The 16,838-nt window shown below is 41.8% G+C and carries 14 protein-coding genes; 4 read left to right on the top strand and 10 right to left on the bottom strand.

Features of this window, described 5'->3' with window-relative positions; translation table 11 throughout:
• Positions 1–337: 337 nt before the first annotated feature.
• A complete protein-coding gene (locus B4K11_RS01035) occupies positions 338–1,447 on the bottom strand; it encodes a DUF1835 domain-containing protein (RefSeq protein ID WP_292949744.1) in 1,110 nt (369 codons plus the stop codon).
• 17 nt (positions 1,448–1,464) lie between these two features.
• Entirely contained in the window at positions 1,465–1,998 is a 534-nt protein-coding gene (locus B4K11_RS01030) for a DinB family protein (protein WP_292949742.1), read from the bottom strand.
• A 257-nt stretch (positions 1,999–2,255) separates the two neighbouring features.
• Between B4K11_RS01030 and B4K11_RS01025 the strand changes: the two genes are divergently transcribed.
• Both B4K11_RS01025 and chrA read left to right on the top strand, forming a co-directional pair.
• Positions 2,256–3,542, top strand: coding sequence for a glycosyltransferase (locus B4K11_RS01025; RefSeq protein ID WP_292949740.1), 1,287 nt, complete (start codon positions 2,256–2,258; stop codon positions 3,540–3,542).
• Positions 3,543–3,677: 135 nt separating this feature from the next.
• Positions 3,678–4,847, top strand: coding sequence for a chromate efflux transporter (gene chrA, locus B4K11_RS01020; protein ID WP_414689209.1), 1,170 nt, complete (start codon positions 3,678–3,680; stop codon positions 4,845–4,847).
• Between the two features lie 30 nt (positions 4,848–4,877).
• Here the strand turns inward: chrA and B4K11_RS01015 are convergent, their stop codons facing one another.
• From B4K11_RS01015 to gorA, 4 genes are all read right to left on the bottom strand, one after another.
• Complete coding sequence (locus B4K11_RS01015; protein ID WP_292949803.1) at positions 4,878–6,890, bottom strand: bifunctional diguanylate cyclase/phosphodiesterase; 2,013 nt, start codon at positions 6,888–6,890, stop codon at positions 4,878–4,880.
• 12 nt (positions 6,891–6,902) lie between these two features.
• A complete protein-coding gene (locus tag B4K11_RS01010; protein ID WP_292949736.1) occupies positions 6,903–8,114 on the bottom strand; it encodes a DAHL domain-containing protein in 1,212 nt (403 codons plus the stop codon).
• Positions 8,111–9,058, bottom strand: coding sequence for a cytochrome-c peroxidase (locus tag B4K11_RS01005; RefSeq protein ID WP_292949734.1), 948 nt, complete (start codon positions 9,056–9,058; stop codon positions 8,111–8,113). Before B4K11_RS01005 ends, B4K11_RS01010 begins: the two co-directional genes overlap by 4 nt.
• 313 nt (positions 9,059–9,371) lie before the next feature.
• Positions 9,372–10,730, bottom strand: coding sequence for a glutathione-disulfide reductase (gene gorA / locus B4K11_RS01000; protein ID WP_292949732.1), 1,359 nt, complete (start codon positions 10,728–10,730; stop codon positions 9,372–9,374).
• Positions 10,731–10,907: 177 nt separating this feature from the next.
• Here gorA and xthA point away from each other — a divergent pair, with 177 nt between their 5' ends.
• Complete coding sequence (gene xthA / locus B4K11_RS00995; protein ID WP_292949730.1) at positions 10,908–11,723, top strand: exodeoxyribonuclease III; 816 nt, start codon at positions 10,908–10,910, stop codon at positions 11,721–11,723.
• A 65-nt stretch (positions 11,724–11,788) separates the two neighbouring features.
• Here xthA and B4K11_RS00990 read toward each other — a convergent pair whose 3' ends face one another.
• Together B4K11_RS00990 and B4K11_RS00985 are read right to left on the bottom strand one after the other, a co-directional pair.
• Positions 11,789–12,679, bottom strand: coding sequence for an AraC family transcriptional regulator (locus B4K11_RS00990; RefSeq protein ID WP_292949728.1), 891 nt, complete (start codon positions 12,677–12,679; stop codon positions 11,789–11,791).
• Between the two features lie 144 nt (positions 12,680–12,823).
• Positions 12,824–13,513: an esterase/lipase family protein gene (locus B4K11_RS00985; RefSeq protein ID WP_292949726.1), complete on the bottom strand. Its 690-nt coding sequence runs from the start codon at positions 13,511–13,513 to the stop codon at positions 12,824–12,826.
• Positions 13,514–13,723: 210 nt separating this feature from the next.
• Here B4K11_RS00985 and B4K11_RS00980 point away from each other — a divergent pair, with 210 nt between their 5' ends.
• A complete protein-coding gene (locus B4K11_RS00980; protein ID WP_292949724.1) occupies positions 13,724–14,983 on the top strand; it encodes a DEAD/DEAH box helicase in 1,260 nt (419 codons plus the stop codon).
• A gap of 103 nt (positions 14,984–15,086) precedes the next feature.
• Here the strand turns inward: B4K11_RS00980 and B4K11_RS00975 are convergent, their stop codons facing one another.
• On the bottom strand, positions 15,087–15,692 hold the full coding sequence (locus B4K11_RS00975) for a LysE family translocator (protein WP_292949722.1): 606 nt from the start codon (positions 15,690–15,692) through the stop codon (positions 15,087–15,089).
• Between the two features lie 143 nt (positions 15,693–15,835).
• Positions 15,836–16,747: a LysR family transcriptional regulator gene (locus B4K11_RS00970; RefSeq protein WP_292949721.1), complete on the bottom strand. Its 912-nt coding sequence runs from the start codon at positions 16,745–16,747 to the stop codon at positions 15,836–15,838.
• Positions 16,748–16,838 lie beyond the last annotated feature (91 nt).

Raw genomic sequence — 16,838 nt, 5'->3', positions numbered from 1 at the left:
TCAATGCGTGTACGTGATTATTCCTAAGTTCCTCTTTCGCATATATGAAAATATTACCCTGCTGATTAGGCTCTTAAGCTATAAGCTCCTTAAGCCATAAGCCCCGCACAACTATATCGCCTGTAAGCCACTCTATTTCGTAGCTAGATACCGATATAGTGCATGAACATGCTGACAAGATGCGATAAGCCTAAACAGACTTAAGAGTTACATATAGCTAATTTTAAATACGCAAAATATTAATTAAAGCCATCAATATAAATTTATGACGAAACTATATAGAAATTTAACATATCAGCTATTTTCAAAAATACAGGCATTTAGTTAGATCATTAACTTAGCTTTCACTAACACAACAGTTGTGAAGCAATAGCTTTTTCTCTTCCTCACTCCACATCCATAAAGAACTATTCGTTAAGTGCACCCCACCGCGCCAATAATCAATTTCGTTATCCTGTTGCCACTGCCTTAGCCCCTGTATTGCTTCCGCACCCGCATGAGTTAATGAGTAAACACTCTCGCCATCAATCTGCATTACACTCACATAAGGCACGGCTGCGTTAATAAGGCGGTTAAGCTCATAACGAACGGAAAGATCTCCCATAAATGGAGCGGTTTCAAGCTGCTGGAGATGATTGAAAATACGCTTAAAGGTTGCAGGGCCTATCAAGATTTCATAATAACGCTGCTCTGCAGTGATATCTTCAGGTAAAGCATTCGCTTGTTCCGCCAGCTTCAAGTTGTATTCTAGCGCGGGCAATTCTTCCGGCGCTTTCAAAAGCGTCAACAACAGATAAGTCTGGGTCAATGTTAACCCTGTATTTACATCAGGGAATTCGGAAAAAAAGCGAGAAAGCGCCTGCGCCATAAAGGGCCAACCTGCAATTTCATCTCTGGCAAACGCAGCAAGCTGCTCAGGAGAATCAGCCACAAAGGAAGCCCAAAGTTCACAGCCGATCTTTAATTGAGCCTGACTCAGTTGTTGACGTTGCAGAAAAAGTTTCTCCATCATAGGAATTGTTAAATTCCCAAACCCATGAAAGAACGGTACTTCAGAGTGAGAATCGATACTCACGAGTGATATATCTGGTAAGGGCTTCTGCTTTTCACTTAAACGCTGACAGACCTCAAGCAACTGCAGTTGATCGTAAAGATCATGCTCAAACCATAAAACAATCTCATTATAAGTACTAAGGCTAGATAAAATTAGATCTCGCTCTATGAAATCAGATTCTATTTTTTGCATTGGTATTACTTCAGAACACTCCCCTTCACGTAATAGAGTACTTAAATACTCCACTCGTTTAGCGACATACTCACGATAAGGCAGCGCCTGCACAGGCCCATCATGCAGTAGATCCCTCCAGCACAAAACATCCCCCTCTATAGAGGAAGATGACTTCAACATTTCACCTGCACAATCGCCGTTCGTAATATGTAATCTCATGCTTTGCCTTAAATTACTCAAGCTTCAGGAATAATGGCTAAAAGATCTGTCACGGCAAGTTCAACACCATTTTGACTTAACAATGTAGAAACCTGGCCACGATGATGTGTTTGATGATTGAACAAATGTTGTAATAGATAGCCAAATCTTTTTTCAAACCGCTTCCCTTTCATATTAGTAAAAGACAGAGGCTGGTTTAAATCATAGATTTCGATCTGATCACAAAGATCAATAACCGCCTTATCAATTAGGTAGCGTTCATCTCTGAGTAATTCGATATCTTCATATAACAATACATCTAAGGAAATAGGACGAGGAATCGTTTTAATCCTATCTAAAGCAACAAAGTTTGACGGGTGCTCAGCTAACCGTTGTAGCCATATAATATCTCCCACCAAAATATGATTAAGCGTACCTAGTATAGATTTGAAAAACGCACCTTGGTCAGCTTTAAGTGTAGCCTGATCTAGCTCACTCGCCGCTTCGTAAATATTTTCATTCATCCACTGATTATAGCGAGCCATTAATTCGAAATTATCTTTCAAGGTCATACTCTATCCTTCGTATAATTGAGCCTTTATCTAAAAGCTCTATCTTTTTAATTCCATTCAACAGCGTGCAGAACTTATTTATTAAGGCCAACCACTCTGTAAAGAAGTCTTTGCTGAAGCGAACATCTCAAGCTTGCCATTTATAGACGCAAGTCTCGTTATTAAAACAATGAAAGATGACATTTTATAGATTCTTCTTTTTACCAAGGTAGAATATCTCGTATCACTGTTCTTCTCTAACTGATAGGTACAACCTCATGCCGTTCTCATCCCCAATCGACATACCGACCAATCTATCTGTGCTTGTCATTGGTTATGTCTGGCCTGAGCCGAACTCATCAGCGGCAGGGAGCCATATGCTATCTCTTCTGCGCCTTTTTAAAAATCAAAGCTGGGACGTTACTTTTGCTAGCCCAGCTCAAGAAACAGATCACATGAGCGATCTGAAATTGGAGGGTATCCAAAGCCTTTCAATTACCTTAAACGACAGCAGTTTTGATCGTCATATCAGCGAGCTTAACCCAGACATCGTTATGTTTGATCGTTTCATGATGGAAGAACAGTTTGGCTGGAGAGTTGAAAAGAATTGCCCGAATGCGCTTAGAATATTAGACACTGAAGATCTTCAGTGCTTGCGTAATGCAAGGCACCAAGCGATTAAAAAAAATCGGCCGATGGAGCTCAGCGATCTATACTCAGACCTAGCCAAACGTGAGATTGCTGCTATCTACCGCTCCGACCTATCCTTAATTATCTCAAGTTACGAAATAGATCTGTTACAACATCAATTTAGTATGCCTATGCAACAGATTTATCACCTGCCTTTTATGCTAGATCTGGAAGAGCTACCGACAAAACTCGCTGATTTCGATTCCCGAAAAAACCTAATGATGATCGGAAACTTTCGCCACGCCCCCAACTGGGATTCGGTCTTGCAAATGCAAACCCTTTGGCCTGAAATAAAGGAAAAACTGAAAGATAAGGGGTACCCAGATGTGGAACTTCACATCTACGGTTCTTACCCACCACCCAAAGCAACAGCACTTCACAACCCTAAAACAGGCTTCCATATCAAAGGTTGGGCAAACAACGCTTACGATGTCATTAGCAACGCAAGACTCTGTTTGGCCCCCTTACGTTTTGGTGCAGGTATTAAGGGTAAATTATTAGATGCAATGGTTTGTCGCACCCCTTCAATCACTACAGAGATTGGTGCTGAGGGTATGACTGCAGATGAACATTGGCCAGGAGAAATAGCGAAAGATAACAGTTCATTTATTCAAGCCACCGTAGATCACTATACTGATAAGTATCTATGGGATCGTAAACAGCGCTTTTCTAGTGAGATTCTGAACAACCATTATGATGGCAATAAAACGGGCCCACGCCTTATTCAACACATCATTCAACTGAAACAAGACCTACCCTCTCACCGACTAGAAAATTTTACCGGAGCTATGCTTAATCATCACAGCATGAAAAGCACCCAGTATATGTCACAATGGATTGAGGCAAAAAATAAGCTTGAAAACAGTTCAGAATGAAAACACTACGTAAGTTTCACTAAATCATCATAAAACTGACGTACCCTACAAAAATTTAAACTATGTGTTTTAAAGCTTTTGATTAATACACTAAGTTAAGTACCTAGAGAGATCAGTGAGATAACAATGCGTCGAGTGTGGGAAGTATTTTGGCAGTTTTTACTTTTGGGCTTAACCAGTTTTGGTGGACCCGCTGCTCACTTAGGCTATTTCCAAAAAACCTTTATCCAAGATAAAAAGTGGATAGACCAAGACGGCTTCTCCCGCTTAGTTGCCCTCAGCCAATTTTTACCGGGCCCTGGTTCTAGTCAGGTAGGCTTTGCCTTAGGTTTGCAACGAGCAGGCCTTAAAGGCGGACTTGCGGCTTTCATAGGGTTTACCTTACCCTCCTTTCTTATTATTTATGTTATTGCAACCACGACACTTTACAATGAGGAGCAGGCTTGGTTAACCGGCCTTATCCATGGTTTAAAGCTTCTCGCCGTGATCGTTGTTGCTGACGCTACATTAAATATGATGCGTAGTTTCTGTAAAGAAACAACCACCATGGCAATCGCTGTTTTAACCGCAGCAACGCTACTGGTACTTCCAAGCTTATGGACTCAGCTTTGCGTATTAATAATGGCCGCTGCTTACGGTGCTTTTAAGCAATATAGAGCGGTACAAAAGAGTAGTCCCATAACTGCATCAACATCAGAAGCATCAGATCCATACATTACGAAACCTCCTTTCTTTCTTTTTGTAGGGCTCTTTTTTCTTCTACCTGTACTTGGTTTAGCCTCAGACTGGATTGAGCTTATTTCCTCTTTTTATCATGCGGGTAGTTTAGTGTTTGGTGGCGGGCATGTAGTACTCCCTCTATTACAACAAACCTTAGCCGAATCAATAGATAACGAACGTTTCCTATTGGGCTATGCGGCCGCACAAGCCATTCCTGGGCCGATGTTTACCTTAGCCACATTTTTAGGTGCTGACCTAATGCCTGAAAACAGTTTTCTCGGCGCATTAGCAGCGACCTTAACAATATTTTTACCTGGTTTTCTGCTTATACTCAGCATTCACGGTTCATGGGAAAGACTAACGACGCAACCTAAAGTCGCGGGAGCTATTTGGGGGATAAATGCTTCAGTCGTAGGCTTGTTACTCTCAGCGCTCTACCAACCTGTATTTATTAGTGCTGTAGGTTCAGCCATTGATATGGCAGTTGTCATCTGTGGTTTCTTTGTTATGAGATACTTTAAAATACCAATCTTGGTATTGGTCATCGTTTTTAGCATATTAGGCATTATCAGCAATCTGCTGTAGTGCCGCTGTAGTGCCGCTATAGTGCCGCCGCTATAGGTCTTTTTTAGAAAGCATCAGCTTGTAATTAGCAATCCATTCAGTCAGTTCAGCAATGGACATTGGCTTAGCGAAATAATAGCCTTGCATATAATGACAAGTTAGATGCTCTATCAACTCCACTTGGTATTGCAACTCAACACCCTCTGCAATCACATTCATATTTAGACTTCTAGCCATGGCTATAATTGCCTTCACTAGGGATGCAGAATCATCCTCTTTATTTAGATCTGCGATAAAGGCTTGATCAATCTTCAAGACATTAATAGGAAAGCGCTTCAGGTAGCTTAAAGAGGAATAGCCTGTACCAAAGTCATCGATTGATAAATTAACACCCAACTCTTTAAAATCACTTAGCCACTGTAATAAATCTGGATCATCTTCTAATAAAATGCTCTCCGTTAACTCCAGCGAAAGTAAATGACCAGAGAAACCAGTTTTGACTAGAATATTATTCAAGCTGGCCGCATTAAACCCTAAGGGGTACTGTCTGCTTGAGACATTAACCGACAAGTGTAATTTTCCATTTCCGTGCCCTGAATCCAACACGCTAATATCATGACAAGCTTGCTCCAATACCCATTCACCTATTGGGGCAATGAGCCCACTTTCCTCGGCCACAGGGATAAATTCAGAAGGAGGGATCATCCCTTCATCCGGTTGTTTCCATCGAGCTAAAGCTTCAAAGCCAAAAATTTCTTTACTCACACTATCAATAATAGGCTGGTAGAAAACTTCAAACTCATTGTTATCTAACGCCTTACGCATTAAATTTTCTAACGCTAATTTTCGGTTGACCTTATCCTGCATTTTTAAAGCAAAGAAGTGATACTGATTACGTCCAGATTCCTTCGCTTTATACATCGCTAAATCAGCTAAACGGAGGAGCTCATCAGGCCTATCTGCATCGTTTGGCGCCAATGCTATACCGACACTCGCTCCAGCGAAAACTTCAAAACCGTTCAAATCAAATGGATTCGATAATGACTCAACAATTTTTTCAGCAACAAGAACAGCATCTTCAGGACCTGAGATATCCGCCAAATAAACAACAAATTCATCCCCACCAAAACGGGAGATAGTGTCACTTGCACGCACAATGCTTTTTAAACGCTCAGCCACTTCCTCTAATAGCCGATCACCCACATCATGACCCATGGTATCGTTTACACGCTTAAAACGATCCAAATCAACAAACAATAAACTACTCACATGAGCAGTTCGTTTCGCTAATTCTAGATCATGCTCAATCCTATCCATTAATAAAGAGCGGTTTGGAAGGCCCGTTAATCCATCATGATATGCTTGATAATGAATCTTTTCCTCTTGAGCTTTACGCTCGGATATATCAGATAGGATAGCTATGTATTGAGAGACCTCTCCCCGGTCATCGGAAACCACTGTCACAGATAAGGATTGCGGATATAAAGAACCGTCCTTCCTTTTATTCCATACCTCCGCTGACCAGCGACCATCACGAAGCAGCACTGTCCACATATTTTTATAAAAATCTGCATCATGCTTACCAGAGCTAATAATGGCTGGCGAATTCCCCAGAACCTCATTTTCTGTATACCCAGTGATTTCAGTAAACGCAGGGTTAACCGCCGTTATACGTAACCGAGCATCCGTCGTCATTATGCCTTCTTGAGTTGCATCAAAAACGGCTGCAGCCATTTTAAGGTTATCATTGTCTTTTTTTTGCTGCGTAATATCTTCTTTAATCGCTATCAAGTTTGTAATTTCACCTAATTCATCTCGAATTGGAGAGATAGAAGCAGACTCCCAATATTCACTGCCATCTTTTCGGCGATTATTAAAAACCCCTTTCCAGCTCTTACCTGAGAGCAGATCTGACCAAAGCGCATCATATTCATTTGAAGAGGTATAACCCGATTTTAGGAAGTTAGGGTTCTCTCCTAATATATCTGCCAGCTCATAGCCTGACACCTCTTCAAACTTAGGATTCACATACTCTATCGCGCCATTAATATCGGTAATAATAATTGAGGAGGGACTCTATTCTACCGCACTACTTAACTTTCTTAACTGATGTTCAGCAGCCTTATAGTCGCTCATATCCACACGTAGACAAACAAGTCCGCCATCGCTAGTTAACGTATCTCTAGCCTGTAACCAACGTCCGTCTGTTGTTTTCTGCAGTGTATATGACTGCCCGGTGCTCTCATCCTGAAGCTCACTTTCCTCAGAAATGAACATATTTTTCTTCTCATTAAACTCCCTCAGGGTTTTAGGAAAATCATTCAGATCACTAATCCCGTGCTGTTCAAGCCAGCAGCTATTAGTAAAGCGCAAGGCTCCATCCGATGAATAAAGCGCAAAACCTTCTGATAACTTCTCCACGGCATCATGCAGTAAATTACTCGCCTCTTCCGTAGCTATTCTGGCACTGTCTAAACGACGTAATATAAAGATGACAAATACAATTAAAAATACACACAACACTAATAATTTGACGCTTAACGATTGTGTTTCTTCTACCTTTTTTTGATGATGTTGCAGATAGTTCAAACGAAGATCTTCAAGTCGCTGCTTACTACCAATCGTCAGATATTGCTGTCGAATTTTAGCCAACTTATTAAGCCCAGAAAGCGCTTTCGTTAAGTGAGTATGAAAATGACTCAGCGCTTTATCATGTGGATATAATTTAACCCAACGCTCTAACACCTCCATTTGATCTAACAAACTACTTTTACTGGATTCACTGCCAAAATAGCTGTAGGCCATTAGCTGTGTAACATACGTATTTGGATGAACAACACCAGTAAATCGGTGATTACTAAGCTCGGCACTAAGCTTTGGAAGATAAAACAAACCATTTCTCACAATGGCTGACTGTGTTTTAAGCCGCTCAATTAAGCCTAACTTAGCTTGCAGTAAATGAGACAATGCCACAGAAGTTTCGGTAATATTTTCACTTGTTCCATAAAAAACACCACCCGTATCAGAGGCTAATAAACGAGTAAGATTTTCATGTTTGTCGTACAAGCCCAAAAGGGTGTCATACTGATTTAGGGTGGTCGTCAGAATCTGCAACGCAACCTGATCTAATTCAGCATCCACCCGCTCAGCTAACAACAGTATATTCACTCGTTGAGAATGTTCATCCGAATTAAACCCAGTCACCTTCAAGAAGAAAAACACTAACGCGATAAGGGCGATGAGTAAGTAAGCTTGTAAGGCGGTAGAGTGTGAGACCTTGTTTTTCATCTCTGCTCCAAAAGTGTATGCCTACCCACTAAACTTTGAAGAAATTTCGCAATAAGTTTTGCATCAGTATCATTCACGTCCCTACCGAGTTGGTAATACGCCATAATTTTAACTGCAGACTCAAGATTGCTTTCACTGGCATCATGAAAAAAATATTTCTGTAATGACACCAACCTTAGGCTAGGCACTTTAAAGAGATATTTATCTTCCTCAATACCAGTAACATTAAATCGACCGTAATCCGCCTTGGTTATAGGCAGTTTTCTATCCGAAAAATAGTTCCCAAACGTCCCCATATGCGCATACATATTACCGCCGACATTTCTTCCCTGATGACAGCTAATACAGCCATAGCTCTTAAATAAGGCATAACCCTGCTTTGCCTCCTCTGACAGTACATTCTCTTCACCTTTTAACCAGCGATCAAAATCAGAATCTACTGTCACTAGAGAGCGCTCAAATGTTGCAATTGCATCAGCTATATTTGATGCTGTGAGGCCATCGTCATACAACGTATTAAAACTACGGACTATCGCCGCATCATTTTGCAGTTTACGAATAACCTCTCCCCAATGAGAGCCCATCTCAAGAGGGTTATGAATCGGTCCCGATACTTGGTTTTCAAGCGTCCGGCTACGCCCGTCCCAAAACTGGGCAAAATTATAGGTAGTGTTGTAAACCGTCGGCGTTTTAATAACTGCCTTTTTTCCATTAATTCCGAGTGAAAGTGACTTTTCATCTGCACCGTTTATCGACAGATCATGACAGCTTAAGCAACTAACTGAATTATCGCGAGATAGTCGCTCATCACTAAATAACTTCTGTCCTAAGCGTACCTTATCAAGAGAAAGGTCTTGAACGGCTTCAAGTGGTGTAATAGGTTCCATTGCTGCAACAGAGAATGAAAACAGCATACAGCTTAAAAGTTTTAAAATGTCCCGCATATTTACCTGTACCTATAACAGCCAAATCAAACGCTTTTTTTGAGGCGCTAGTCTAAAAGCTAGAAATATAAATAAATATAGTTCATCCGAACCCAAGTCATAAAAAGTGTTAAAAATAAATAAGAAAGGTATTAAAAAGGCGCCAGGTGCTAAATGTGAAAAAGCGCATAAAAACGGAGGTTCGCAGGCACAAACTTATAAAATGATAAATGCAGAGCATTACCACAGGGAACGGATAAGGCGGGAGGAAGCTTCGCTCATGATCAACTCTTGCTGATCAGAGCGAAGACAAAGAAATGATCTATCTAAACATTTAACTTGAAGCAGGCTCACGCATAGTTACAAACTCTTCCGCCGCCGTTGGATGAATACCAATCGTTGCATCGAACACCTCTTTCGTCGCACCCGCTTTAAGCGCAATCCCTATACCTTGGATAATTTCGCCAGCATCAGGTCCAACCATATGCACACCGATCACTTTACGAGAATCCGCATCCACCAGCATCTTCATAAACGTGCGCTCTTCACTGCCACTTAAAGTATGCTTCATCGCTCTAAAGCTGGATTTATACACCTCGACATTAGCGTACTGTTCACGGGCTTGTTCCTCACTTAGGCCTACTGTACCGATGTTTGGCTGGCAAAAAACAGCGGTCGGAATCAGATCATAATCAACCTTTTGATTCGCTCCTGCATAAAGGTTATGTACTAACGCCATGCCTTCAGCAAGGGCCACAGGTGTTAATTGAACACGATCGATCACATCACCGACCGCATACACCGAAGGCACATTAGTTTGGAACTGATCATTCACAATGATCGCGCCATTTTTGCCTTGTTTAATACCGACCTCTTCTAAACCTAGATTCGCAACTTTAGGATTTCGACCCGTTGCATACATAATAAGATCAGTTTCTATAGAAGAACCATCCGTCATTGTCGCGATGAATGAACCATCACCCTGCTTCTCAATAGATTCAACATTATTATTGAAAAGAAGATCAACGCCCTTCTTAGCCACTTCGGTTGCTGTAAATTCACGGATCTCATTATCAAAACCGCGTAAGAACATATCTCCACGATAAGCCAGTTTCGTTTCAGTACCTAAACCAGCAAAAATGCCCGCAAACTCAACCGCTATATAACCGCCGCCAACCACAAGTGCGCGTTTAGGGAACTCTTCTAAATAGAAAACCTCATTTGAGCTAATAATATATTCGCTACCAGGAATTTCCGGCACATTGGGCCAGCCGCCTACAGCCACTAGAATTCTCTCTGCTGTGTACTGTGTATCACCCACTGCTACGGTATGATCATCAACCAGCACTGCACGACCATTAATCAATTCACACCCTGAATTAACCAGCATGTTTTGATAAATACCATTAAGCCGCTCTATCTCACGAGTTTTATTATCGCGGAGAGTTGGCCAATCAAAATCAACACCTGAATTAGTTAAACCAAAACCCGCCGCTTCAGCAAAACCTTCTGCATACTGGGAAGCATAAACAAACAGCTTTTTGGGCACACAACCCACATTGACACAAGTACCACCTAAATGACGATCTTCCGCGATAGCTACTTTTACACCCATACCTGCTGCCATTCGTGCTGCACGTACACCGCCTGAACCGGCACCAATTACAAATAGATCAAAATCATATTCCGCCACAGCTGGCTCCTTTTCATTGTGCAAAATTGTGTTTCGCTTACTTTACTTAAGCATTTATATGGAGGCCAATAAAGAAAGTTAAACGCCTTAATAGAAATAACTAATTCAATATGAGTATCCTTAATCCTATTTGTTCACTAAAATCCTGTTTTATTTTCTGATCAGGACACCGGTCACATGAAACTTATATGCTTCAACGTTAATGGACTCCGCTCTCGCCTTCATCAACTACAAGCGGTTATCGATAAATACCAACCTGATGTGATTGGTTTACAGGAAACCAAAGTCCATGACGAAGCATTCCCCATTGCTGATGTAGAAGCCATGGGTTATCACGTAGAGATTCATGGCCAAAAAGGTCACTACGGTGTATGCCTCGTATCTAAGAAGCCCCTAAGCAATATACAAAAGGGATACCTCACCGATGACGAAGATGCGCAAAAGCGCATGATCATGGGGGATTATGAAACTGATCAGGGCAATACTGTTCGTGTTATGAATGGTTACTTTCCACAAGGAGAAAGTGTTGACCATGAAGTCAAGTTTCCTGCGAAGCGTAAGTTCTATGCTGACTTACAAAGTCATTTAGAAGAGCACTGCTCAGCGGAGCAAAATCTTGTCATTATGGGCGACCTAAATATCTCTCCAGAAGACAAAGATATTGGTATTGGCGAACCTAACCGTAAGCGTTGGTTAAAAACCGGTAAAGCTAGCTTCCAACCGGAAGAGCGTGAATGGTATGCAAAACTAACGGGATGGGGTGTAACTGATTGTTTCCGTCACCTTAACCCTGATGAAGATCGCGTCTTCAGCTGGTTTGATTACCGCTCAAAAGGTTTTGCAGACGACCCGAAACGCGGACTACGCATTGATGGTATTTTGCTAACTAAGCCGCTATTAGAGAAATGCCAAGATGCAGGTGTCGATTACGAAATCAGAGGGATGGAAAAGCCTTCTGATCACGCGCCTATTTGGGCTGAACTTAATCTGTAATCTATAAGCGGATTATATGAACAAGGCATCCGCTTGGGTGCCCTGCTCAGCTTATTCTAATCAAGCTATAGCGCTTTGAGTTTAATATTCAACTCCATCTCAACATGACCATCCGCCCTTACATCATTTAAATAGTGCGCTATAGGTGGATAATCATCAGGTTCAAAGCCACTTGTCGGTAGCCATGCAGAGTACAGTTCCATATAGAAATTACTCACTTTATCTCCATCACCTTTGTAATAAGCGACGGCATACTGACCTTCTGGGATTACCTGCTTTGTATAAGGAGCTGCCACTTTCATTGCCTCATCGACCATAATGGCTGCATCGTATCGGCATTGCTCCGTAGGCGTAACCATAGGGTTATCGTGACAAATAGCAAACCACTCTTGCTCACTCTCCTCGATTCCAATAGATTGCCCCCAAGCAATAAGTTTATCCCAGGTACTAAATATGCCCTCAAGTTCATAACCATTCGGCGCAGTTAACAGTGCAATAGATTTAGCCTCTAGTTTTTCAATCCGTACATTCATCAAAAGTTCCTCTAATTTCTCGCTATCGAATATCTGCTCGTTAGTGACAAATTGAGAATACAAATCCTGAGGATTAAAGGCTTTTCCATACTTGCTATAAAGTTTTCCAATCTTGCTGCTTTTAGATGACGAGGGTGATCGCAACTGACTAGGGGTAATACCAAAATAGAGTTTAAATGCTTTAGAAAAATTAGCGCTGGATGAAAAACCACCTATATTTGCAACTTCAGTGATGCTCTTTTCACGCTGACTTAGCAACCTACACACAGCAAGCTCCATTCGCTTACGCATCATAAAGTCATTTACAGTTTCCCCAACTATGGCGTGAAAAATCCGATGAAAATGAAAGGGAGAGAAATAACTAAACCGAGCAACATCATCCAAACTAGGAGGGTTATCCAAATGATCAACTATATATTGCATAGCTCGATTGATGCGCCGGCTATATTCAGCGTTTATGGGCTTTGAAAGGCCTGACATCATTGTATTATGTACTCATTTATTTATGGTTTAGTTGTAGATAACCGACCAAAACAGACCCGCTTTGATCAAATAAACATCAAAAAGCTAGTGACGTTCAAATTCACCACGCTTTAAATAGTGAACGACTTGCGCTATAACCTGATCATTCCTCATCATAAAAGGATGAGTTACAGGCATCTCTATATGATCATTCATACCTACCAACTTAGTATTTTCAATCGACACTTTACCGTCATCTGTATCAGGAATAAGAAACGAGAGAATCCAATTAATACTCCGAGTCCCAGCAATAATCCCCACATCAAAATGAGCCTCTCCCAGCTCATTAGGAACACTCACTTCACTGGTTCCCAGTTGCATGCCTGCATCGCCATTAATAAAGTGGAATCCGGGTACAGCGCCCAGCTTATCCACGACCTCACTGCCTTTATTTGGAGGCCCTAACATCACAACTCGATTCAAATTCTCAATCGAATGTTGACTCAAGTACTGACGAACTAAGATCCCACCTAAAGAGTGAGTCACGAAATTAACGGGTTGACCTATTGAGCATTTTTTAAGTGCGGGTACGATCGCTAACTCAGCTAAACGTTCAATCGGGTACTCCCTAGAGGGATAACTTTGATTAACGATGGAAAAACCCGCTTGAGACAGTTCATCCCCAAGTTTCTCCATTGAATAATCAGAGCGAGCTAAGCCGTGGAGCAAAATAACGCAAGACGCTTGAACACTCATCGATAATGTTAAAAACAACGTTGAAATAATCCATTTCATGCTAACTATCCGTAGAGAAGTTAAGTAAGTATTGGTGATCTTTATATACAATCCGCACCGCCTAATACAACTAAATTGCAAAAAGACCTATTACCAGCTTTTTGTAGTTAGTGAATTTCTAACTCTCTCTTAAAGAACAGGCCGATAAATCCTCCGACTTCTGGTAGAATTACGCTTAATCTTATCTCACCACTGAGCACCTTTTGTTTTATGTCTTTTACCTCTCTTGGCCTTTCTGATTTCTTACTCCAAGCTGTTAACGACTTAGGTTATGAACAAGCTACACCTATCCAGTTAAAAGCAATTCCCGCTGTACTAGAAGGCAATGATCTTCTGGCGGCGGCAGAAACAGGTTCAGGTAAAACTGCAGGTTTTGTGCTGCCTATTTTAGAGAAGATGAAAGTAGGCCTAGCGCCTCGTAGCAATCACGCCAATGTATTGGTATTGGTCCCTACACGTGAGTTAGCGGTTCAGGTAGAAGAAGCAGTTCAACAATACGCTAAATACTTTCCCAGAAAGCTAAAATCCCTCGCGGTTTATGGTGGTGTATCGATCAATACACAGATGCAAGCGATGCGCAGTGGTTGCGATATTGTAGTGGCCACACCTGGCCGTTTGATTGACCTGTTTAAACGAAATGCCATCGACCTTCGCGCCGTCCACACTTTAGTTTTGGACGAAGCGGATCGTATGTTAGATCTAGGCTTTGCTGATGAACTGGATGATATTCTTGATGAACTGCCCGAGCGGCGTCAAAACCTCTTGTTCTCTGCAACGTTTCCACAAAGCGTACGCTCCCTGACTCAAGATATTCTGGATAATCCGGTTGAGATAGTGATCAAGCAGGAAGCCACTATCCCAGAACAGTTAGAACAACGGGCCATCGAAGTGGATCGTAACAACCGTACCATGCTGCTAAAACATCTGATCAAAACAGAGCAATGGCCTCAAGTATTAATCTTTGTTGCTAGTAAACGTACGGCGAATAACGTTATTTTAAAATTGTCGCGGGCTGATATTAATGCACAAGCGCTGCATGGCGATCTAACCCAATCAGAGCGAAGTGGCGCACTCGCTGATTTTAAAGCTGGCCGCTGTAAAATCTTGGTGGCTACTGATCTAGCTGCGCGTGGTATTGATATCCCTAACCTTCCTTGCGTACTTAACTATGATCTTCCCCGTTCACCTTCCGATTACGTTCACCGTATAGGAAGAACAGGCCGTGCAGGCGAAGTAGGTTTAGCGCTTTCATTTATCGACCACGAAAACGATAACCACTTTAAGGTGATCGAAAAGCGCATAAAACAGAACATAGCCCGTGAGCAGATTGAAGGGTTCGAACGCGACACAATCGTGCCTTTAGAAGTACGCGAAAAGAAAGGCCAAGCCCCGGTCAAAGGTAAGCGCATGAGTAAAAAGGATAAATTACGTGCAGCACAGGCCGCCCAAAAAATCTGGGGAGACAAGTAACGCCCCCCTAGCCCTCATTAAACAGGGGTCACATTGCTCCTGTTTAATCTATCTTTTCTTGCCTTTACCTCTTTTGCCTATTCTCTGCGTTACCTTTTCCCTGTTACGCGATAACCCGTAGTGCTAAGCCGATCATAACCACGCCACTAATTTTATCCATTGCTTTAGATTTTTCGCGTAACGTCTTAATCACTCTAGGTTGTGACAGTACTACTGCGACGCTCATAAACCAGACTAAATCAATCAGAGTGACTGTTGTTACCATAATCATTTTATCGCTTATCAACTGCTCTGCTGAGATAAACTGAGAGAAAAGCGCGATAAAGAAAATCGCTAATTTAGGATTTAAAAGCGATATCATCGCGCCATCGACAAGCGCCGCAAAATAACTGCTTTGAGCGTTTTCTTGTTCAAATTGACCACTGCCCTTTGAACGCAACGCTTTAAAACCTAGCCACGCTAAATAAGCCGCACCGGCATAAGTAATTAGGTCATATAACACTGGGTGCTTTGTCACTAAGACACCTAAGCCCCATAGAGTTAAGAACGCCCATAACGCAACCCCTAATGAGTGGCTCAAGCTCGTCAACATCCCATGACGACGACCACTGCTTAACGTCTGACGTAATACAACCGCAAGGCTGGGCCCAGGTGAAATAGTACCTAAAACACATACAACCACTAACGAAAGCCAAATAGTCAAAGTCATTACAGTTACCTAATTCAGAGATAGCTGCATTCTAGCGGGGCCTAGCTTATTAAAAAAATGCAAATTCAGAATACAAGATATGACCTAAAATCATAACCAGTATTCATTCAACCTACAGCCATTCACCCCATACTGGATCGAATTTAGTTAGCTAGATGCATCTGGCTTTTTAGGAGGTCAGTGATCGCATGGCGCAACCAGCGATGAGCAGGATCTTGGTGATGTATCGCATGCCAACAAAGGTGATACTGATTTTCAGGTACTTGATCCAAAGGTAAAGAGGCATAAGTTAACGGAAAGTGCTTCTGTGCATTTCGAGCGATATGCAGAGGTAAAACCAGGAGCGACTGATTACTAGCCAGCACTTGGAAAGCCGCTGAAAAAAATGGGACTTCAAAGAGAACTCGTCGATTTAAGCCTTTTTCTTCCAACGTTCTATCAAAGAACGAATCTTTATCACCACCACTATTTAAACGCACAAAAGAGTATTCAAGCATCTGCTCCAGAGTTAATTCGATCCCAGCTAATGGGTGATTCTTAGCCATTAAGCAGACAGGGCTATCGTGGCCAATATGAATACTATGAACATTGTCTGGCAAACTACTCGTCGTGGTCGATGCTAAATCTAAAGGCAGATCACCCAAACGAAGAAGCCATTCTGGACGCCACATTTCAAAACGAATATCGATGCCCGGTGCCTCTTTCTGCAAACGCGCTAAAATATCGGGAAAGATAAATTGAGCAACATGATCCGTACAAGCAAAGCTAAAACAACGGCGGCATTCTGCAGGATTAAACAGCTCATCATCCGTCAAACTCTGTACATCAGATAAAATGGTCTGAATTCTCGGCAATAACGTCTTCGCTTTAGCACTGAGCAAGTAATCATTACCTTCACGAATTAAAAGAGGGTCATTAAAATGCTCTCGTAGCTGGGACAACTGGCGACTCATTGCCGACTGCGTTAAATGCAAACGTACCGAAGCACGGGTGACATTTCGCTCTTCCAGAATAACCACCAGTGCACGCAACAGATTTAGATTTAAACGATTCAAAATATTCCCACTTAAATTCAGATACACAAACCGTAACAGATCGAAACTGTACTGGATAATTTATTATTAACTGCATCTGTCATGTAAAAAA

Origin of the sequence: Neptuniibacter sp. UBA6509, assembly GCA_002435145.1 — a bacterium.
GTDB lineage: Bacteria > Pseudomonadota > Gammaproteobacteria > Pseudomonadales > Balneatricaceae > Neptuniibacter.
The sequence above is the reverse complement of the archived record's forward strand: the minus strand, read 5'-3'. Positions and strand labels throughout refer to the sequence as shown.